Consider the following 20,940-nt stretch of genomic DNA (forward strand, 5'->3'; position numbering starts at 1 on the left):
ATAATATTCGATTTATTCAGAAATTTAGTACAATATATCTAATAGATGTAGGACAAGTTTCACACTACTGACCTAAAATGTTATTACTTTGTAATCAAATTGAAAAAGACCTCATAAAAATCGACATTTTTTGACAACATTCGTTTCTCTATTTCTACTATATTAACATTAACATTCATGATTCTACATTAGAAATAAACTTTTTAAATCGGAAGGGGGAAAGAGCTAGGTTTCACTTCACCAATGGTGTTGACAGAAGCCTTAAAAATCGGGAGGAGGAACAATATTGTCTAGATGGGTAAAGATCATCGTTTCATTTACTTTAATATGGACGATGGCAATGCCGAGCATGATGTTTGCGGAAACAGGTAATGCATCAACTTCATTGAATGATTCAAACAAGACGACGGTGCAACAAAAAGTAAGTAACCGACTAACAGAAGAATTTGACTCAGAAGATAAAGTAACATTTTTAGTTAAGTTCAAAGAAAAAGCAGATGTTCAAAAGGTTTCAGAGGAAGCAAAAAGTAATGCACAGAATCAAGGTTTATCACCAATGAATGTAGAATATTCTCAACGTTCTTCTGTAATCTCTGAATTGAAAATGACAGCTCTTGCTAGTCAAGGGAATGTAAAAGAGTTTTTAGAAGAAGCACAACAAAATGGAACGGTTGAAGATTTCCGTTCTTATCATATCGTTAACGCTATTGCTGTAACAGGAACTAAAGAAGTTGCTGAAAAAATAGCTAGCTTTAACGAAGTTGAGAAGCTATTACCAGATGAAACTAGACAATTAATCGGAACAGAAGTTGATTCAGACGCAGAGGAAATACAGTCTGAAATCACTAATGTAGAATGGAACGTAGAGCAAGTTAACGCACCGCAAGTTTGGGATATGGGAATTGATGGAACAGGAATCGTAGTCGGCGCAATTGACACAGGCGCTGATTGGGAACACCCTGGTTTACAAGAAAAATACCGTGGTTATGATGCAGCTACTGGTGAGGTTGATCACACTTATAGTTTCTTTGATGCTATAAATGGTAATGAAGAAGCTTATGATGATCACGGACATGGTACACACGTTACCGGAACAATGGTCGGTAGTGAGCCAGATGGATCTAACCAAGTAGGTGTAGCTCCAGGAGCTAAGTTCATTCATGCAAAAGCATTAAGTGCTAGTGGTAGTGGTACCGATACGGGACTTATTGCGGCTGGTGAGTGGATGCTAGCTCCAGGTGGCGATGTAACTAAAGCTCCGGATGTTGTTAATAACTCTTGGGGTGGTGGACCTGGGTTAGATGAATGGTACCGTGATGTTGTCACTGCTTGGAGAGCAGCAGGAATTTTCCCTGAGTTCTCTGCAGGTAATACAACACTTACAAATCCAGGCGGACCAGGATCTGTAGCAGTTCCAGCGAACTATCCTGAATCTTTTGCTACAGGTGCTACTGATAGCAATAATAATTTAGCGAGCTTCTCGCTAGAAGGTCCTTCACCATATGATGAAATCAAGCCAGAAATTTCAGCACCAGGTGTTAACATTCGTTCTACTGTCCCAGGGGGAGGATATGAAGGCGGATGGAATGGAACATCAATGGCAGGGCCAGCTGTATCAGGTATTGTGGCATTAATATTAGAAGCAAATAATAATTTATCAGTTGATGAACTTGAAGAAATATTAATGTCGACGGCATTACCATTAACGAATGAAGATTATCCAGAATCACCTAACAATGGTTTTGGACATGGTTTAGTGGATGCCTACAATGCTGTTTCAGCTGTCGCAGATGGACTAGGAACAATTGAAGGACAAGTTTCCGTTGAAGGTGAAGATAATGAGGCGCCTTCATTTGAACATGAAGGTCCGGAACAAGCATTCTCTGAAATGGATTTAGATTTAGAAATCCAAGCAGAGGATAACGTCAGTGTAACATCTGTTGAAGTTAACTATGTTAATGAAAACGGAGATGAAAACACTGTTGAAGCAACACGCACTGAAGGTAATTTCAAATCAGGAACTTATGTAGCTACAATTCCTGGTGAAGATATTTTAGAAGGTGAATTAACTTACACGATTACGGTTACTGATTTTGGCGGTAATGAAGTTGTAAGTGATGAGTATACTGTGGCAATTGATTCTGGTATTTCAGTTGGTTATTCTGCTGACTTTGAAAACCCGGCTGTTGGTTGGCAAGTATACGGTGAAAATGTTTCTTGGGAACGCGGTGCACCAACAAGTGGACCAGAAGAAGCGGTCTCAGGTGAAAACGTTTATGCAACTAGCTTATCAGGCGATTATAATAACAGCGAAAACTCAACACTTCTAATGCCACCAATTGACCTACCAGAAGGCGAATCGTACCTGCAGTTTGAAAACTGGTACAATATCGAATCTGGATGGGATTATGGTAATGTCTTTATTTCACAAGACATGGAAAATTGGGAATCATTACTTGAGTTAACAGGTGATGATGAATCATGGAACACTGTAGAATTAGATCTGTCTGAATATGCCGGTGAACGTGTATATATCGCGTTCAACCTAGAAACAGATAGTATTATTACAAGGTCTGGTTGGTATATTGATGATGTTACACTATCTGACACATCAGTAGGTTCGAATACTGTTGAAATTCAACCAGCAAAAGATAAAGTTGAAAAAGATGCACCAGAAGTTGATCCATCTAAGATTGAACCTTTAATGGTTAAGCCTTCTTCAGATTCTGTAGAAGTTGAAAATGAAATCAATTTACTTCCACTTGGGGCACAGGTATCTGTACTTGAAAGTGGAAAATCAGTTAATACAAACCCTGCTGACGGAAGTTATTCATTCGTTCACCCTGCAGGTGAATTCACAGTTGTAGCAGAGTCTTATGGTTATGCTTCAGAAGAACAAACCGTTAACTTAGAAGCAGATGAGTCGGTAACGGCTGACTTTGTTTTAGAAGAGTTACCACAAGCGACCTTATCTGGAACTATTACAAGTGCTAATTCAGGAGACCCAGTTGAGGGTGCAACGTTACTATTAGTAGAAGATGCAAATGTTGATCCTGTAGAAACAGATGCTAATGGTAACTATGACCTTACAGCATATGAAGGAACTTATACTCTTAAGGTTTACGCTCAAGGATTCCATGGAACTGAAATGGAAGTAAACCTAGATGGAGATCAAGTTCTTGATATTGAATTAGAACCAATGTTCACTTACCCAGGTGGAGAAATTGGTTACGATGATGGAACAGCTGAAAATGCTCGTGCTTTCTACGATGCAGGAAATAAATGGGCTGTTAAGATGTCTCTACCAGAAGGTGAAGATGAAGGGATCGTCACTGACGGTGTCTTCCAGTTCCATGGTACAGACTGGCCAACACCAGGTGGAACCGACTTCGCAGTTGAGGTTTGGGATGCTGAAGGTCCAGATGGTTTACCAGGTGAAAAGTTAGCAGGACCTGTTGAAGCTGAAGCTATCCGTGATCTAGATGAGTGGACCATTGTTGATTTACGTGAATATAACATTCAAGTAGATGGCGATTTCTATATGGTTTATGTACAAACTGGTGCCAATCCGAACGTACCAGGTCTAGCAACGGATGAAAATGGTCCTTATGCTGAAAGAAGTTATCAATCTGTAGGTGGAGCTTGGTCACAATCTCCAGCAGATGAAGGTAACTACATGATTAGAGCTCGTGTAGATTATGCTGTAGATGATGTTCAAATTACGAACCCGTCTAATGGCCTGATTACAAATGATACAGAGATAACAGTTGAAGGTACAGCTTCTCCAACCACAACTGTATCACTACAAAATAATGGTGAAGAAGTTGCGGAAGTCGAAATTGGTGATGATGGTGAATTTAGCATACCAGTTGAACTTGAAGAAGGAGAAAATGACCTACAAGCTGTTAACTTTGTAAATGGTGAACAAGCTAACGAATCTGAAGTTGTATCGGTTACACTGGATACAGCTGCACCTGAATTCACTATTGATAATCCATCTGATGGTGATATGTTGAACACTGAAACTGTTACAGTTGAAGGTGAAGTTAGCGATGACCATTTAGATTATGTAGAAGTGAACGGTCAAGAAGCGGCAGTTGAAGATGGTCAATATTCTAAACGTATTATCCTTGAAGAAGGAGAAAATGCGATTGAAGTTAACGCATACGACTTAGCTGGTAACAGTAGTTCAGAAACAATAGTTGTTCAAGCTGACTATACAGATCCAGTCGTTGAAAATCTAACTCCAGTGGAAGATCAAACTGTTGAAGCTGGCGAAACTGTTATCATTGAGTTTGATAGTGAATCAGGCTTAGATGCAAGATTCTCTATCTTCATGCCATTAACAAATAGTATTCAAAATGCTACAGAGTTACCAATGCTCGAAATCGAAGATGGACACTACATTGGATACTGGACTGCTCCTAAAGGTTTAGAAGCAGAAGGGGGCGTCATTCAAGTTAAAGCTACAGATGACTTTGGTAACCAGACACTTGAATTAGCTGAGGGTAAAATAAATGTCGTTAAAAATGATAACGGCAATGGAAAAGATAAAGGAAAAGATAAAAAAGGTAAAAAAGGTAAAAAAGATAAAAAAGGTAAAAAAGATAAAGGTAATGACAGAGGCTTAGGTCTTGGTTTAGTAAACGGAAATGGTAAAAGCTTAGGTCTTGGTCTTACTAAACATTAATCAAATCTAGGTGTAGGGCTCAGTGCTCTACACCTTTTTTATTTATAGAATTTAATGCATTAATTTGAATTTTTTGTATGTTAAAATATAGACAATTAATGATTAATTGGAGGATAGACGATGAGTGAATACATAGTAAGAGAGATAGAACGCCTTAAAGATCACAAGGTTTTGTGGCTTACAAAGCTTGGTCAATCTGTATATTATCAATATCGAATAGGGCAAATATATAGTGATGAATTAAAAGAAATAGGCGATAAAATTACTGAACTTGATCAAAAAATACACCTTAAATTAAAAGAAATACATAAAGAGGAAATCATTCGATGTGTGTGTGGCAATACCTTAGATGTTGAAGATGAATATTGTGGTCATTGTGGCAAAGCAGTTGAAGAAAATCAAAGTAACGAATCTATTGTCTGTGAGGATTGTAACACTGAAATTATGATAGAAGCCTCATTTTGTTATGTTTGTGGATCTAGGCTCCAACATCATCAGGGGGGAGTTTTGTGATTTATTGTACTAAATGCGGTACAGCGAACCTTGAACATGCAATATATTGTATTGAAGATGGACAACCATTACATAAATCAAGTAAAAATATTAATTTAATCCGCCCTCAAAACTATCAACAAACCTGTTTTAGCTGTGGTGCAGATCAGGAAGAGCATCATCAATATTGCCATGTATGTGGAGAGTCGGTTGAGCGTGTCCATGTGAATGAAGTAGAAATGAAGAGTCATCATCCTCATTATAGAAAAACACTTAAAGAAGTTAATAAATCTATGATTAGAGTTATACCTTTTGTATTGTTATCTATTGCACTTTTAATTGTATTTTCATCATTAATCTTAAATATTGTTCAGAATACATCTGACCGAAGCGAAGAAGCTTTTCATCCAGAAGTGCCAGAAGGGTTTGAACAAGTCGAATGGATTTATAATTATCGATATTTAACAGACAGTTACAATCAAATGAAATTGGAGGCTACTGGTGGACTCGATCAATTAGATCGATTGGAAGGTACTGAAGACATAAATTCAATTTTGTCACCTTTTGACATTATATTATTTGCTAATTTATCTAAAGTTTCAGTATCGCTCACTGATCAATCAGAACAAGAGACTTTTCATGGATATCAAACGACTTCACGCCCAGGGTTAGTTTTTTACTTTTTCTTAGCTTTATTATCCCTAGCCATAGCAGGATTAGCTTACTCATTTAAAGCCAAAATCAATAATTGGCAGGATTGGGTTATTCAAGCGATATCATTTAGTGTTGTTTATAGTTTAATCATTTTTTTGTTTAGTTTATTCATGGATTCAACTCATCAAATCGATCATGGTCATTCAACCCAGGTGACAAGTTATATTTATCAATCATTTGATGTACTTTTGAAGAGTTTTTTGATTAGTTTCCTGACTATATTAAGTGTTTTATCATTTAAGAAAGGATGGTCCCAACCATTCTTCGTCAAAGGGTTAAAGGTAAGTTTATTAACTGTATTAACTATAGTTTCTGTATTTATGTTCGTTAGTTGGCTTTTGCTAACTAGCTATATAAAAAATATCGAATTATATGATTTTCTAATAGATTCTTCTTTGATATCAGGAGTCGTTTTAGTAGGACAAATAGCTATCTATTTAATAAATTTTGTTTTCTTAAACACGATTGAAATCGATACATTTGGGGAGTTGGGGCCTGGAAAGATTAGTTATCAAATATTCGAAAAGCTTAATTCCCCGACAAATAGTGAACTTCTTGAGAAAGGATTTCACTTTATAGAAAGTTTTATATGGGTGCTAATGGGAGTAACACTCATTATCATTTTTATCTTTTCCAGAGCGTTTAAATCATTATCAAATAGAGAAAAATGGTTAGGATTTGTGGTCTATAGTTCATCATTTGCCATCACATTATCTGCATTTACGGTGGCGGTGACATATTTTAATGATATGAACTATACTGAAGATAGTAATTCTTTTTTTATTGGTTTTTCAGCTACCCATATGTTGATCGTTTCCTTTTTAATCTGTTTGGTTATAAGTATTATAGGATCGTTAACATTGAAAAATAGGAGAAGTGAAGGTTGACATGGAGGTAAAAGTTTATCCCTTGAACAATCAGACGATTACCATCTCTTTTGGTGAAAATATTAATTCGATCATTAATCAGAAAGTCCAAGCGTATTACCGTTTGTTGTTAGAAAAATCGTATGATTTCATTGTTGATCTTGTTCCAACTTATACAAATGTGACAGTTTTCTTTGATTCAAGTCGAATCGATTTCAAGTCCGTCAAAACTAAATTGATAGAATTAACGAATCAGATTGAATTAGAGGATCATCAATCAGTAAGAGTTATCACAATACCAGTTTATTATAATGGTGAGGACTTAACTAGAGTGGCAGAGCATAATGGACTAAGTGAGGAAGAAGTGGTTCACTATCATTCTTCTAGAAAGTATTTAGTCTATATGATTGGTTTTTTACCAGGATTCCCTTATTTAGGAGGGTTGGATTCTAGGCTTACAACGCCTCGTTTATCTGAACCTCGACAACAAGTTGATTCTGGCAGTGTAGGGATTGCGGACCAACAAACAGGAATTTATCCTATTTCATCACCTGGTGGGTGGAATATTATTGGACATTCTCCTGTTCAACTATTTGATTTAAAAAGGGATGAACCATTTTTAATACGATCTGGTGATTTTATCCAATTTGAGCCGATTTCACTTAAATTGTATGAACAATATAGCGATAAGAACGATATTCAACCTACAGTGGAGTGGTTAAATAATGAAGATTGATTTAAACGCTGATTTAGGAGAAAGTTTTGGAATTTACCAAATAGGCCAAGATGATGAGTTATTAAAGATTGTTAGTTCAGCTAATGTGGCTTGTGGATTTCACGCAGGAGATTATACGACAATTAAAAGAACTGTTAAACTTGCTAAAGAACATGGGGTCTCAGTAGGAGCACACCCGGGATTCTTAGATTTACAAGGGTTTGGTAGAAGAAGAATTGATCTTAATCCAGACGAAGTCTATGATTTAGTTCTTTACCAATTAGGGGCATTCTACGGGTTTGCTAAAGTTGAAGGTGTCGAGGTACAACATGTTAAGCCACATGGGGCACTTTATAATATGGCAAATCTAAACTATGAGATTGCCAATGCTATTGCTCAAGCTGTCTATGATTTTAATTCGGATATAAAATTATTTGGATTATGTAACAGTTTCCTAATTAAAGCAGGTAAAAAACTTGGATTAACGGTCATTCGTGAAGCATTTGCCGACCGAACTTATACTAGTGATGGACTATTAATGCCAAGAGGTGATAAGAATGCTGTCAAATATAGAAATGAGGAAATCAAAGAACAAGTCTTGAATATCGCCTTGAATCAATGCGTTCAGTCAGCAGATGGTAAGTGGGTATCACTTGAAGCAGATACGATTTGTTTACATGGCGATTCACATACAGCACTTGATCACGCTGTAATGATTAGACAGGTTCTAAAAGGGAAGGGGATTGAAATTACATCCTTTCAATAAGGTAAGGTAGATTGTATGTTAAAAATTATTAAAAGTGGGTTATATACAACAATACAAGATCTTGGTAGATATGGATTTCGGGCATATGGTGTTCCGGTGTCGGGTGCGATGGATCAGTATGCTTTTCATAAAGCAAATTATTTACTAGGAAATAAAAGGAACGATGCAGCGGTCGAAATATTTTATGGTGGTGTTCAGGTTGAAGCTCTTCAGGATACATGGTTGACCTTAACAGGTGCCGAGGTTTATCCAGAAATTGAAGGCCATCCTATAGACATGTGGAGCCCCATTTTACTTGAAAAAGGGCAGCATTTAATTTGTTCTAGCCCGAAAAATGGAGTGGTTAGTTACCTTGCTATCGATGGAGGAATTGATTCGCCTAAATATTTGAATTCGAGGTCAACTTATGAAAAAGCTGGTTTTGGTAAACGGTTAAAAAATGGTGATATTATAGAATCATTTAAGATTCATAATGACTCCTTTAGATCTATTCAACAACGCAAAATTCCAACCTATACTCATGATATTGAGGTTAGAGTAATACCCGGACCGCATGAACGATTATTTAATGACACTAGTATAAAGCAATTTTACCGACAATCATTTGTCGTGATAAAAGGTGATCGAATGGGAGCTCGTTTAGAGGGTTCATCCTCTTTACGTTTAAATAAGTTTAATGATATTTTATCGGAGGCAGTTACGTTTGGTACCATTCAGATCCCGCATAATGGTCAACCGACCGTGTTACTCGCTGATGCTCAAACAACTGGAGGTTATCCGATCATCGGTACTATTCACACAGAGGATCTTTGGCGTTTTGTCCAAATTCCTTTAGGCGGTACAGTAAAATTCAAACGTTGGAAAGTAGAATGAAATCGTATTTTCAATTTTATCCCTCTTAGAGAATTGACTCTATGAGGGGTTTTTTGTGAACTTAAGTATCTAAAATAATATTATTTGAGTTATCTTGAAATTCTGATAATTTAACGGTAAAATCAATATTGAATGTCAACATACAAAGGGGAGGTTAGAGATTTGAGTGGTATTTATTTAGCTTTAATCGGTTTTATTGTTTTCTTTTTAGGTTATCGTTTTTACTCGAAATACATCTCAGAAAAAGTTTACCGACTAGATCCTAACTACAAGACGCCTGCTCACCAATTTAAAGATGGAGTTGACTTTGTCCCAACAAATAAATTCGTATTGTGGGGACACCATTTTACATCAGTAGCAGGGGCAGCACCTATTGTTGGACCGGCTATTGCCGTATACTGGGGTTGGTTACCTGCATTTTTATGGGTTATTTTAGGTACTGTATTTGCAGCAGGTGTACATGACTCTGGTACATTATTTTTATCTGTTCGTAACAAAGGCCAATCTGTTGGTACTCTAGCCAATAAATTAATTGGTCAACGCGCTAAAATCTTATTCTTATTCATTATTTTACTATTGGTTTTAATGGTAAACGCAGTTTTTGCATGGGTCATTGCGAACTTATTTATAAATAACCCATCAAGTGTTTTACCAGTATTTATACAAATTCCATTAGCGATTTGGATTGGTTACCATGTTTATAAACGTAGCGGGAGCATGTTATTGCCGTCAATTGCTGCGTTAGCCGTTATGTATGGTACAGCTATTATTACAAGCTATGTACCTGCCTTGCAGATTGACGTACAAGGATACTTAGGTGGAGAAGGAGCAACAACTTTATTCGGTCTTGATACAACTAGTATGGCGTTCCTTATTTGGATAGTCATCCTAATGGTATACGTTTATATTGCTTCAACCTTACCGGTATGGAAACTTCTACAACCACGTGATTTTATTAACTCTCATCAATTAATTTTAGGATTATTAATATTATATTTAGGCTTATTTATTACTTCACCAGAGATTACAGCACCAATGACAAACTCAGCTGCCACTGATACGCCGTGGTTCCCGATATTATTTATTACAGTAGCTTGTGGTGCGATTTCTGGTTTCCATGGATTAGTTTCAAGTGGTACAACATCGAAGCAGCTTAATAATGAGAATGATGTACGCTTTGTTGGTTATTTAGGTTCTGTAGGTGAAGGTTTACTTGCGTTAATTGCGATCATTGCTGTTGTTACTTTCTTTGATTCTGAAAGTGCTTTCTTAGGATTCTATAGTGATTACAATGCAGCAGGTGGTGGACTGAATGTCTTCGTTGATGGTGCAGCTGTATTGGCATCAGGTGTTGGTATTCCTGAGTCAGTTGCTGCAACGATTGTAGCAGTAATCATTGTTAGCTTCGCTGCAACAACATTAGACTCATCTGTACGTTTAATGCGTTACATTATTGCTGAGCTTGGTATGGAGTATAATATTAAATCGATTACAACTAAGCATTCAGCAACAACTTTAGCGGTTGTATCTAGTACAATTCTGGTTCTATTACCGGGAGACAGCAGAGGGTTAGGTTCAGGTGGTTACTTACTATGGCCGCTTTTCGGTACATCTAACCAATTATTAGCAGGTATTAGTTTACTGCTATTAGCGATTTATTTAGGACGTAAAGGGCGTAATATTTTACCTGCCTTAATTCCAATGGCGTTCTTAATGGTCATGACGTTATATGCGATGTTCTTGCAAGTTTTCACTCAATGGGCACCATGGGCAGCAAGTTCTGATTGGTTATTGTTTACTTTAGGAGCCATCGTATTTGTATTCGCCTTATGGATCGTGTTTACATCCATTTCTGTGCTTAGAGAAGAAAAGAAGAACAATGACCTTGAGAATGTAAGTTAATAATAAAGGCCGTACTCACTTAAGTACGGCCTTTATTATACTCAGGAGGTGTTGTTTATGATTGACATTTTAATCATTCGTCAATCAAAATCCATAGGGTCTGGCTGATGCGGGGGTATAAGTGATGACGGGTTCATCACAATCCCTAACGAATTTGACTATTTAGAGGAAAATCATTATAAGTTAGGAGTTTTATATTCTTCATGGAAACAAAAATATGGAGATAAAATTTCAATTAATTATGTTGATCTTCAAAACGTAGGAGCAGTGATCATTTACCTTTATAAGCAATACAAGAGAGGTTATATAACATTAACTGATGTTCTCAAACATTTATTCACCAAAATTAAGTTGAATGCGATCTTTGTGAATGGATATTATTTAGAAAATATTGATGATTTTGATAGAATAATAGTTGAATGACTAAATGAATCGGGTGTTGAACATGGACAATGACAAAAAGTTCTCATTCAAGAAATTAATAGAATTATATGAAGAGATGTTAAGTGTTCCACATCGAACAGAAATTGCTAGAGAGCTTAGAGATGAAGATGATTTATTCTTATTACTCGTGTATTCGGATATGTTAGGGATTCCTAATCCTGCTTTTTATTATACTTTGGAATTATATCCTTTTATTATAGAAAAATTTCACGATTGGCACTTAAGAATGGGGATGGAGAAATCACCACTTGATGGAATCCGCTGTTGCTAGAGGGTGTGTGGATATATGAATGAACTCGTTAATCAAAAAGTAACATTTATAGGTGGTAAGGGTGGTGTTGGAAAATCGACATCTTCAGCAGCATTAGCTTTAGCATGTGCTAATCAAGGATTAAAAACTCTAATTGTTTCTACAGACCCTGCTCATAATTTAGGAGATATTTTTCATAAACCATTATCACATGAAAAAACGAAGCTAGATGAACATTTGTGGGGTATAGAAATTGATTCGACTAAAGAAACAGAACGATATATGGAACAAGTAAAAGGTAATTTACAAGGGTTGGTTAAATCTAAATTAGTAGAAGAAGTCAACCGACAAATCGATTTAGCTGCCGCATCTCCTGGAGCAGAAGAAGCAGCATTGTTTGATCGATTAATATCTATTATTTTAGAAGAACAACATCATTTTGATAAAATAATTTTTGATACAGCACCGACTGGTCATACGATTCGATTATTATCGCTTCCAGAGCTTATGAGCGTCTGGATTGATGGAATGCTTCAAAAGCGTCAGAAGATCAACGAAAATTATACCCAACTCCTAAACGATGGTGAACCAGTAGACGACCCTATATATGAGATTTTGCAAAAACGAAAAGATAAATTTTCTACCGTTCGTGAAGTTATATTAGACGAATCACAAACAGGATTTATTTTTGTTTTGATTCCAGAACGGTTACCTATTATTGAAACCAAACAAGCCATTAAACAATTACACCAATATCATTTACATGTGAAAACATTAATTGTGAACAAGGTTCTACCAGATCATGCAGATGGACAATTTTTAGAAAAGAGAAGACATATTGAAAAGCAATATTTAGAACAAATGGAAAATGAGTTTAAAAAACAAGATTTAGTTAAAGTTCCATTATATGAAGAAGATATATCTGATTTAAATAAGTTAGACGTATTTTCAAAACACTTAAAGCAATTAGTAAGGGAGGAAATAAAATGAAAGCGATCGTACATGAAAATAAGGCAGGACTTGAAGGTTTAACATATAAAGAAGTAAGTGAACCCGAAGTGAAAAAGAATCAGGTTAAAGTTCAATTGAAAGCTGCTGGCATGAATCGACGTGATATTGCGGTAACTCATAGGCACAGTCCAGATAGTGGTCCATTAGTATTAGGTTCTGATGGAGCTGGTGTCATTTCGGAAGTCGGAGAAGACGTGAGCCAATGGAAGGTTGGGGATGAAGTCGTCATTAACCCAGGGTTAGGATGGGCCAATATTAGTGAAGCCCCACCTGAAGGGTTTGAAATTCTTGGTTTACCGGATGATGGTACGTTTGGAGAATATATCGTCATTGATCAAGATCATGTTGAAACGAAACCAAACCATTTATCCTGGATTGAAGCAGGTGTTTTACCACTGGCTGCTTTAACCGCATACCGTGTATTATTTACAAGAGGCAGAGTGAAAAAAGGTGACACCGTTATGCTACCTGGAATCGGTAGTGGGGTGCTGACGTTCGCATTAAAATTTGCTAAAGCAATAGAAGCACGAGTTATTGTTACATCAAGAAGTCAAGAGAAACTAGAAAAAGCAAAATCGCTAGGTGCGGATGTGGCTATTGATACGAACTCTGACTGGAACGAAGAATTAAAGGATGAAAAAGTAGATTTATTAATAGAAAGTGTAGGTAGGGCTACTTTTAACAAATCTCTTAAAATCATTCGAAAAGGTGGTACCATTGTTACCTTTGGTGCGACTACGGAGGATACAGTTGAGATTGATATTCGTCACTTTTTCTATGGTCAATTCAATTTATTAGGATCGACGATGGGGAGTGCGGAAGAGTTAAGGTCCATGTTAGCATTTATTGAACAACATCAAATTAAGCCTGAGGTTGATCGTACTTTTCAATTATCGGAATACGATTATGCTTTTAATTATTTAAAAGATACAAAGAACTTTGGAAAAATTGGTTTCGATCTATCATAATTTCTAGCCTGAATGGGCTAGAAATTTTTTGTGCAAAAATGATAGAATATTCAGTTTACAATTTAAATTTTAAATGCTAACAATGGTTTAATACCCAAGTAGGATTGTTAAATCGATTCTATTATGGGGGAGACGTATATACCGTTCTGCCTTTATGTTAAAAAATTATTTACAGGGAGGTCTTGATATGAGTCGGTGGATACAAGACGCTGGACATGGTGGTTCTGATCCGGGCGCTGTTTGTTATGGTCAGGCTGAAAAGGATTGGGCCCTCGAAGCTGCATTATATGTAAATAAACGATTAAAAGAATTAAGAATTTCCTCATCTATTACCCGCAATACTGATGTATCACTATCTCGACAAGAACGAACCTCAAAAGTAAAAAAATACGACAAATGTATTTCCCATCATTTTAATGCTGGCGGTGGAGCTGGAACTGAATTCATTCATAGTATTTATGCTAATGGTCGATTTGAAAAATTGTTGTCTAATGAGTTCGATAAGGCTGGGTATCGGGTAAGAAGGACCTATACACGGCGTTACCCTAATCAAAAAGACCGAGATTATTATTATATGCATCGAGAAACTGGAAGTTGTCGCACGACGATTGTTGAATATGATTTTTTAGATGGAGCAAATCGTCAAAAATTAAAGAATAAAGATTATAGAGTAGGTATGTACGAGTGTGTCGTGAAAGCTATATGTCGTGAAGAAGGTGTGACTTACAATTTGAGAAAAAATGGTATAAGTCATTCGGAATCATTATATCGTGTAATAGCAGGTTCTTTTAAGAATATGGACAATGCTAAAAAACGGGTTAAAGAGCTGAAGGGTGCGGGGTTCACTGCTTTTATTGAACGAAATGAATCGTAAAGGAGGAGGAGTATCATGGATGTGATGAACTATATAATGGAAGAAGCGCTTATACTTGTTCCAGTATTAATGATTTTAGGTAAAATGATTAAGCAGTCTAGATTGTTACCTAATCGCTATATTCCATTGTTATTATTATTTATTAGCTTAATTTTAACAAATATTTTGTTAGGTTTATCATTTGATGCATTTATACAATCTATACTTGTTGCTGGAGCGGCAGTTTTTGGTCATCAGTTATTCAAACAAATGAGAGTGGAGGTGTAAAAAGAGGCTATTTATAGCCTCTTTTTTACTCTGCAATTCCAGTTTCAGAAATTTTAACTTTGCTATTCACGACTACTTCTATGTTAGGATACTGATCCTGCCATTTTTCTTTATTCCAAGAACGTAAACGACTGCGTGCAAGTGATCCAATTCCAAGTGGGTCAACTTTTAATTCTTGAAAATATTGAATCATCTCTTCAGCCTCTTGTTTAAATTGTTCTTCTATTTTATCTTTTATTTTTTTAATACGTGCTTGATCTAACTTATCACCACTGAATTCTCTTATGGCTAAATTTAAATTCACGTCGTATTCAACTTTTGGACTGGTTTCGAGATTTGTCATGTTAACTTTCCATTTTGAAGAAATTTTATTAAGGTACACCTCATTCCCATCATCTAATTTAACTAAGTAATGATCTCCTTTTGTATTTTTTTCTTGTAAAGTTTTAAAAGCAAAGAGATCTTTTAGTCCAATCTTCCCTGCCATTTTATCATCTTTTAATAAAGCCAGACCTAATATTTTAATTTTATTATTCCTTAATCCTAATAAAGGGAGAAAAGGGTCACTTCCTTTATCATAAAATTGATTAAAAAATAAATGTATATTTGTATTGGGAAGAGGACCTCTTTCAACGTTTTGAGCTAACATGTCTGAAATAAACATTCCATTATCTTGAGAACTATATTGACCTTGCAACAACTCATTGGCGGTATTTTCAGCAACAAATAAAAAAACTCTTGAACCAACTGAAGGATCTCTTATAAATCCATCGGTTAACGGCATGATTCCATTTTGTGCTATTTCTTGACTAACCGAAATAACTTCAATTTTTCCAGTGACAAATGGTTTGGACTCACTCATGCTTAGTTGCTCTTTAGAAAAACGACCTAGAGATGTCAATTGCGTAAATGTTTCACTAGTGGTGGATTTATCTGGATTGTATCTAGGAACAACCACAGATATTTCAATCATACCGTTATCAGCAGGATCCATTCCAACGGCCGTTACAATTCTAATATCATCAAGGATATGTTTGTTAATACAGCCTGTCATGAGGATGGAGACTAACAGTAACCATATAATGGTGCGTTTCATGATTGCTTTCTCCTTCCAAGCCTAAAATAGACGACGATAAATAATAAAGGTACGTATACGATTAGTAGATAAAAACTAATATATGAATAATAGGTGGTGAGTTGTTCAATTTGATTTTTTGAAGTTAAGAAAATATTAGATATGAACGTGATGATTAGAATAATGATTAATGCATGACGTTGACTAACTCGAAATAACTGACGTGCCCCGCGGCTAGCAGCCCAGAACGCCAAACATATGTTAGGTAAAATAATAAGCCCCCAAGAAGAAATACCTACGTATTCAAACCTCTCTACAAAAGGAAGTTCGACGCTTTTCCACATCGTTAATGTCGGCCAATAGAGCCTTGTTATATGATCAGTTGTAAAATAAGCAAGGGAAACGACCATAATAAGTAAATACAATAACATGGTCAAGAGGTTACCACCATGTGCCCATTTTTTAGACTTTTTGGCGTTTTTTAAAAACGGGAACATACTCCACGACATAAGATTGAAATCCAAATCCACCAACCCCAATTTGAATCGAACTGATTAAAAATAGTGCAAGAAAGTGTGATACCTTATATTGTTTGTCGACTTGTCGTTGAAGTTTTCTCACTTGAATCCCTACTCCTCTATTTCTTTTTCTTCTTTTTAGCTTTCCTTGAATTGAATCTCATCGTATCTTCAGCCTGTGATTCGACAGGTCTTTTAGATTGAAAAGACCAAGGCAATCTAATAAAAGCATCCTTTAAATCTCTAACCCTTGGAGGGAAGATGCTTCTCTTAATAATTCAATCGCTAATTCTAAAAATATAGCTTCCAATATTGGAGGTAATGGAATCTCTCTTCTTGATGTGACCAATACCCCTAATAAATCTTTAGGAATGAGTTCATTATGGTACGTCAATACGGCAACATAAATAGGAGTTATTAAGATGGAGAACATGACTGCGAATAACCGTATTAATCTGAAAAACGATGCCGTAATCCAGTTTAGAAAATAGTCTTCAAATGCAGAAAAGAATTCGACTAATGTTGTTGGAGCGATGATTCCGTGTGGGGCTCCGTCTACAATAAAAGCCACTTTACCTTCAGCTAAAACTGCCGCTACACGATCAGGTCGTTCAGTGTCAATCAATTGTGGAAATGGTGAGTGTTGATTATCTGATATAAGTTGAACGATATAAGAGCTATCTATTACAGAATCAATCTCAATATCCTGAATGTGTTGTCTTAATGTATTGACATTTTCCTCGTTTGTAATTCCTTCAATGCTAAGAATAGCTACTTTAGCTTTAGAAATCTTTCCTACCGTTAATTCCTCGACCTTCAATTCCGGAATAGGCAAGCGATTTCTTATTAGATTTAAATTAGTCTCAAGTGACTCTACAAAGGCTTCTTTTGGTCCAACTACACTAAATTCCACTTCAGGAATAGTGACGTCCCGATTCTTATTCATACTGGCTTTGATGAGTATAACTTCTTTACTTTGTTCGCCTATTTCGACCATACATGATCCTGATAAAATTTGTTGTTGAATTGTCTCAATATCTTTTGTAATGATCATGTCTTCAATGGGTACAGATTTCTTAATATCTTCTAATGAATGAATGTTTTCACTCTGCAAATATGGCAAAATATCACGTTGTACCATTTCTTTATCTACTAATGAATAGAAATAGTAAAATTTTAAAGGTCTTGTACCTTCTTTTATTGTTATATCATTAAAGTCATCTGAACTTTTTAATTGTTGGAGTAAATCCTGTAAAGTTCCATCAATTTGACGTTTCCTATATGAAGGATCTTTGCCCTTATTTGATTTGAAGAAAAGTTTTCTTAAGATCATGATCGGGTCACCTAAAAGTTAGTTGTCGTAATTCATAATTTTTCCTTAAAATTAAAGACTATGCATGATAGTTCGGCATCTGCAGAAAAGGACACCCTAGCTCTATTAAACGTTTTGGAACGGTTTTGATCGTATACATATCAGGGTCTAATTGTTCATTTACTTCATGCCAATATAAAGGAGTTGCAACAGTCGCTTCTTCTGTTGCTCTAGTCGAATAAGGTGCTACGATTGTTTTTCCGGGTGCATGTTGAATGTAGTCTACATATAATCGGTTGCCTCTATTTTTCTTCAAGCGTTCAATGGTAAACTCACTAGGATACTTTTCCACAAGAACCTTCGCCACCGCTTCCATAAATTCACGTGTCTTTTCAAATGTCATACTTTTTGGTTCGAGTGGTATGTGTACCTGGAGACCTGTTTTACCAGAAGTTTTAACAAATGGTACAAAACCTTTATGTTCACACATTTCTTTAATGAGTTGTGCTGCTAAAACGGCTAATGAAAACTCTTTTCTGGATGGTGGATCAAGATCAAAGACCATTTCATCAGGAAATTCTGAATGTATCGTATGAAATGGAATATGAAATTCGAGTGCAGCATGATTGCCAAACCATAGAAGACTTCTTAAATCCTGACATAAAATATCTTCATCCTCATCATCACCAGGCACCGTTTGTATGAAATCAGGTGCGTAATCAGGAAGATGCTTCTGATAAAATGAATGTTCATGAATACCGTCTGGATATCGGATCATGGTTAGTCTTTTGTTATGTATGCGTGATAATAAAATGGGGGCTACATCACGTAAATAAAAGACATAGTCACGCTTTGTAACTTTAGGAAATAAATGTTTATCAGGTTTAGAGATTTCGACCTCTTTAGGAAGTTGAGCAAGCCCTTCTTTAATGCGTTCTTCAGTCACTTCTTCGGGCTCTAAGTCAAATCGAAATTGATGAAAAAAAGGTTCTCTTAACTCTTGGTCTTTTGCATCTAGACATTTTAATCCTAAGCATACACTTGCTGGCACTTGCCATTCACTCGGATTCTTACGTTTCCCATGTTCTTGGATGAAAGTCTTAAGAGTGTTTTGATCTTGATCTTGGAATCCATTTTTCACTTTACCTAATGGAATAAAATCTTTGCCTTTTACATAAACGAGGTCAAAATAATCATTATTAGAATCCCATCCAGTCAAAATACCTTGTATATAACGGTAATTTTTAATTTTGAGCCATTCTTCAGTACGTTTACCAGTCATGTAAGTAGAGTCCTGTTTTTTAGCAACGATTCCTTCACCTTGGTGTAAAAAGACTAATGGTTCAATGTCTTCATATGAATTGAATTGTTTAACTAAATTAAAAGGTCTTCCCATCTGAAATAAATAAGCATTAAGTGTTTGACAGATCTGCTCTAAGTGTTCGCGTCTTTTTCCTAAAGGTTGAGTACTAATCGACTCATTCTTATATTTAAGAACATCAAAAGCCATAAAGGTAGCGGGACGTTGTTGACTCGCTATTTCAATTCTTTCTTTAGTTTTCAGGCGTCCCCTTTGTTGGAGTAATCCAAAATGTGCTTGATATTCAGTTCGTAAGATGGCAATTTCTCCATCTAAAAATATGGGAAGTAATTCAGAAATCGTCGATTGCTGTTTACGACACCATTCAATAATTTCCGGGAAATTATTCGTAAGATCTTTTTGATTACGGCTTATTAATTTAATGTTTTTTTCTGTCCATTCTATACCACAACGAAATCCATCATATTTCACTTCATACACCCAGTTGGACTGATCTGGTGGTTGATCGACTAATGTAGGTAACATTGGTTTCCACATAAAAACTCCCCCAATCAATATCATTATTTTTATCAAATGATGAATTATTATGAGGGCAAAAACAGACACTAATGAAAAAAGAGGGTGATATTGTGCACACGATGTGGAAAGGGAGCATAAGTTTTGGGCTTGTAAATATACCGGTTAAATTACATTCTGCAACGGAAAATAAAGATATAAAGTTAAGAAATTTGCATAAGGAATGTCAGTCACCAGTAAAATATGAAAAAGTCTGTCCAGTCTGTGATACAGAAGTTACGAATGATGATATTGTGAAAGGTTTTGAGTATACAAAGAATAAGTTTGTCGTTTTAGAAGAAGAGGATTTACAATCGATTAAAGATGAAAAAGCAGAAAAATCAGTTGAGATTATGGATTTTGTTAAATTAGAAGAAATTGATCCCATTTATTTTGATCGTAGCTATTATTTATCACCTAATGAGGGTGGCGGAAAAGCATATACATTATTAAGACAAGCTTTAGAAGACACAGGAAAAATTGGATTAGCTAAAATAACGATTAGATCTAAAGAACATTTAGCTGTGGTAAGAATATATCAAAATACTTTGGTGATGGAGACGATTCATTATCCAGATGAAGTGCGTGATTTTCAAGAGGTTCCGAATGTGCCCGAAGAAACAAATGTAGGTGAAAAAGAGCTTAAAACAGCCAAAATGTTAATTGACCAATTAACAACTGAATTTGAACCTGAAAAGTATACAGATGAATATCGAACAGCTTTATTAGAATTAATTGAAAAGAAGAAAGAAGGCGAAGAAATCACAACCGCCAAGGAGCCTAAAACGCCTGATAATGTGACGGACTTAATGGAAGCGTTAGAAAAATCACTTAATGAATCTCAGAAAAACAAGAAGAAAGGAAGTACAACTAAGAAAGCGACTTCATCTAAGAAAAAATCGACGGCTAAGAAAAAGCAAAAAACAGCTACTTAAATAAAAAAGGATCTGACGTTTAGTCAGATCCTCAGCTTGTAGAGAAACCCCGTGTTTTTCTACAAGCTTTTTTAGGTTAATAAATAGATATCTCAATAATTTATGTCTATCACAACCTTAATAATAAGAAAAAGACTCTCCTCTACCTAGACCACACGGTCTAGGTGGAGGGCAATCTTCTTCATGTTCTGACAAGCAGCTGTCATAAGCGCTTGCTCTCGAACATTATCCCTTCCACGCAAACGACAATAGCGCAGCCCATGCAGTTCTTTTGAATCTGCGAAGCTACGTTCGACTTTCTCTTTTCGCATTCGATATATCCATTTACCTTCATTCGAAAGACGGTTCTCTCGAACTTTATCTTTACTATCTTCCCATACATGGCGTGTGAT

General features: G+C 35.9%; 18 protein-coding genes and 1 pseudogene. 13 read left to right on the top strand and 6 right to left on the bottom strand.

Features of this window, described 5'->3' with window-relative positions; all coding sequences use genetic code 11:
- Positions 1-334 precede the first annotated feature (334 nt).
- The 12 genes from BMY57_RS03145 to BMY57_RS03200 all read left to right on the top strand — a co-directional run bounded on the left by BMY57_RS03145 (position 335) and on the right by BMY57_RS03200 (position 14,832).
- Positions 335-4,690 (top strand): S8 family serine peptidase, encoded by a 4,356-nt coding sequence (locus BMY57_RS03145; RefSeq protein WP_091772593.1) that lies wholly within the window; start codon positions 335-337, stop codon positions 4,688-4,690.
- 120 nt (positions 4,691-4,810) lie between these two features.
- A complete protein-coding gene (locus BMY57_RS03150) occupies positions 4,811-5,203 on the top strand; it encodes a zinc ribbon domain-containing protein (protein WP_091772574.1) in 393 nt (130 codons plus the stop codon).
- Positions 5,200-6,783, top strand: coding sequence for a zinc ribbon domain-containing protein (locus tag BMY57_RS03155; protein WP_091772575.1), 1,584 nt, complete (start codon positions 5,200-5,202; stop codon positions 6,781-6,783). Before BMY57_RS03150 ends, BMY57_RS03155 begins: the two co-directional genes overlap by 4 nt.
- Position 6,784: 1 nt before the next feature.
- Positions 6,785-7,498 carry a 5-oxoprolinase subunit PxpB gene (gene pxpB / locus BMY57_RS03160; RefSeq protein WP_091772576.1) on the top strand — a complete coding sequence of 238 codons (714 nt, stop codon included), beginning with the start codon at positions 6,785-6,787 and terminating at the stop codon, positions 7,496-7,498.
- The gene (locus tag BMY57_RS03165) at positions 7,485-8,243 is read left to right on the top strand and encodes a LamB/YcsF family protein (RefSeq protein WP_091772577.1); all 759 of its coding nucleotides are present in this window, start codon (positions 7,485-7,487) and stop codon (positions 8,241-8,243) included. Before pxpB ends, BMY57_RS03165 begins: the two co-directional genes overlap by 14 nt.
- A 15-nt stretch (positions 8,244-8,258) precedes the next feature.
- On the top strand, positions 8,259-9,116 hold the full coding sequence (locus BMY57_RS03170) for a 5-oxoprolinase subunit C family protein (RefSeq protein ID WP_091772578.1): 858 nt from the start codon (positions 8,259-8,261) through the stop codon (positions 9,114-9,116).
- 162 nt (positions 9,117-9,278) lie between these two features.
- Entirely contained in the window at positions 9,279-11,018 is a 1,740-nt protein-coding gene (locus BMY57_RS03175; protein WP_091772579.1) for a carbon starvation CstA family protein, read from the top strand.
- 445 nt (positions 11,019-11,463) lie between these two features.
- Positions 11,464-11,733 (top strand): cory-CC-star protein, encoded by a 270-nt coding sequence (locus BMY57_RS03180; RefSeq protein WP_091772580.1) that lies wholly within the window; start codon positions 11,464-11,466, stop codon positions 11,731-11,733.
- Between the two features lie 15 nt (positions 11,734-11,748).
- Entirely contained in the window at positions 11,749-12,702 is a 954-nt protein-coding gene (locus tag BMY57_RS03185; RefSeq protein WP_091772581.1) for an ArsA family ATPase, read from the top strand.
- On the top strand, positions 12,699-13,691 hold the full coding sequence (locus BMY57_RS03190) for a zinc-binding dehydrogenase (RefSeq protein ID WP_091772582.1): 993 nt from the start codon (positions 12,699-12,701) through the stop codon (positions 13,689-13,691). Before BMY57_RS03185 ends, BMY57_RS03190 begins: the two co-directional genes overlap by 4 nt.
- A 187-nt stretch (positions 13,692-13,878) precedes the next feature.
- Positions 13,879-14,565 carry an N-acetylmuramoyl-L-alanine amidase gene (locus tag BMY57_RS03195; RefSeq protein ID WP_177176315.1) on the top strand — a complete coding sequence of 229 codons (687 nt, stop codon included), beginning with the start codon at positions 13,879-13,881 and terminating at the stop codon, positions 14,563-14,565.
- Positions 14,566-14,580: 15 nt separating this feature from the next.
- Positions 14,581-14,832: a phage holin family protein gene (locus BMY57_RS03200; RefSeq protein WP_091772584.1), complete on the top strand. Its 252-nt coding sequence runs from the start codon at positions 14,581-14,583 to the stop codon at positions 14,830-14,832.
- A 25-nt stretch (positions 14,833-14,857) separates the two neighbouring features.
- On the opposite strand, the gene BMY57_RS03205 is transcribed toward BMY57_RS03200, so the two are convergent.
- The 5 genes and pseudogenes from BMY57_RS03205 to ligD all read right to left on the bottom strand — a co-directional run bounded on the left by BMY57_RS03205 (position 14,858) and on the right by ligD (position 19,595).
- On the bottom strand, positions 14,858-15,928 hold the full coding sequence (locus tag BMY57_RS03205; RefSeq protein ID WP_091772585.1) for a Ger(x)C family spore germination protein: 1,071 nt from the start codon (positions 15,926-15,928) through the stop codon (positions 14,858-14,860).
- Positions 15,925-16,344, bottom strand: a complete 420-nt coding sequence (locus BMY57_RS03210; RefSeq protein WP_256205229.1) for a GerAB/ArcD/ProY family transporter — start codon at positions 16,342-16,344, stop codon at positions 15,925-15,927. Before BMY57_RS03210 ends, BMY57_RS03205 begins: the two co-directional genes overlap by 4 nt.
- A gap of 25 nt (positions 16,345-16,369) precedes the next feature.
- Complete coding sequence (locus BMY57_RS16010) at positions 16,370-16,528, bottom strand: hypothetical protein (RefSeq protein WP_175614849.1); 159 nt, start codon at positions 16,526-16,528, stop codon at positions 16,370-16,372.
- Between the two features lie 153 nt (positions 16,529-16,681).
- Positions 16,682-17,692 (bottom strand): annotated as a pseudogene (locus BMY57_RS03215) (spore germination protein); the annotation flags it as partial.
- A 124-nt stretch (positions 17,693-17,816) separates the two neighbouring features.
- Positions 17,817-19,595, bottom strand: a complete 1,779-nt coding sequence (gene ligD / locus BMY57_RS03220; protein WP_177176316.1) for a DNA ligase D — start codon at positions 19,593-19,595, stop codon at positions 17,817-17,819.
- Positions 19,596-19,687: 92 nt separating this feature from the next.
- Between ligD and ku the strand changes: the two genes are divergently transcribed.
- On the top strand, positions 19,688-20,548 hold the full coding sequence (gene ku, locus BMY57_RS03225; protein ID WP_091772588.1) for a non-homologous end joining protein Ku: 861 nt from the start codon (positions 19,688-19,690) through the stop codon (positions 20,546-20,548).
- A 146-nt stretch (positions 20,549-20,694) separates the two neighbouring features.
- On the opposite strand, the gene BMY57_RS03230 is transcribed toward ku, so the two are convergent.
- Positions 20,695-20,940 (bottom strand): transposase (locus BMY57_RS03230; protein WP_177176317.1); only part of this gene is annotated, 246 nt, incomplete at its 5' end.

Source organism: Piscibacillus halophilus (assembly GCF_900110685.1).
Taxonomy (GTDB): Bacteria; Bacillota; Bacilli; order Bacillales; family Alkalibacillaceae; genus Piscibacillus; species Piscibacillus halophilus.

Excerpts from the sequence above, each read along its gene's own strand:
- BMY57_RS03200 (WP_091772584.1), top strand. The coding sequence starts at position 14,581 with ATGGATGTGATGAACTATATAATGGAAGAAGCGCTTATACTTGTTCCA.
- pxpB (WP_091772576.1), top strand. The coding sequence starts at position 6,785 with ATGGAGGTAAAAGTTTATCCCTTGAACAATCAGACGATTACCATCTCT.
- BMY57_RS03185 (WP_091772581.1), top strand. The coding sequence starts at position 11,749 with ATGAATGAACTCGTTAATCAAAAAGTAACATTTATAGGTGGTAAGGGT.
- BMY57_RS03180 (WP_091772580.1), top strand. The coding sequence starts at position 11,464 with ATGGACAATGACAAAAAGTTCTCATTCAAGAAATTAATAGAATTATAT.
- BMY57_RS03190 (WP_091772582.1), top strand. The coding sequence starts at position 12,699 with ATGAAAGCGATCGTACATGAAAATAAGGCAGGACTTGAAGGTTTAACA.
- BMY57_RS03205 (WP_091772585.1), bottom strand. The coding sequence starts at position 15,928 with ATGAAACGCACCATTATATGGTTACTGTTAGTCTCCATCCTCATGACA.
- BMY57_RS03170 (WP_091772578.1), top strand. The coding sequence starts at position 8,259 with ATGTTAAAAATTATTAAAAGTGGGTTATATACAACAATACAAGATCTT.
- BMY57_RS03195 (WP_177176315.1), top strand. The coding sequence starts at position 13,879 with ATGAGTCGGTGGATACAAGACGCTGGACATGGTGGTTCTGATCCGGGC.
- ligD (WP_177176316.1), bottom strand. The coding sequence starts at position 19,595 with ATGTGGAAACCAATGTTACCTACATTAGTCGATCAACCACCAGATCAG.
- BMY57_RS03145 (WP_091772593.1), top strand. The coding sequence starts at position 335 with ATGGCAATGCCGAGCATGATGTTTGCGGAAACAGGTAATGCATCAACT.
- BMY57_RS03150 (WP_091772574.1), top strand. The coding sequence starts at position 4,811 with ATGAGTGAATACATAGTAAGAGAGATAGAACGCCTTAAAGATCACAAG.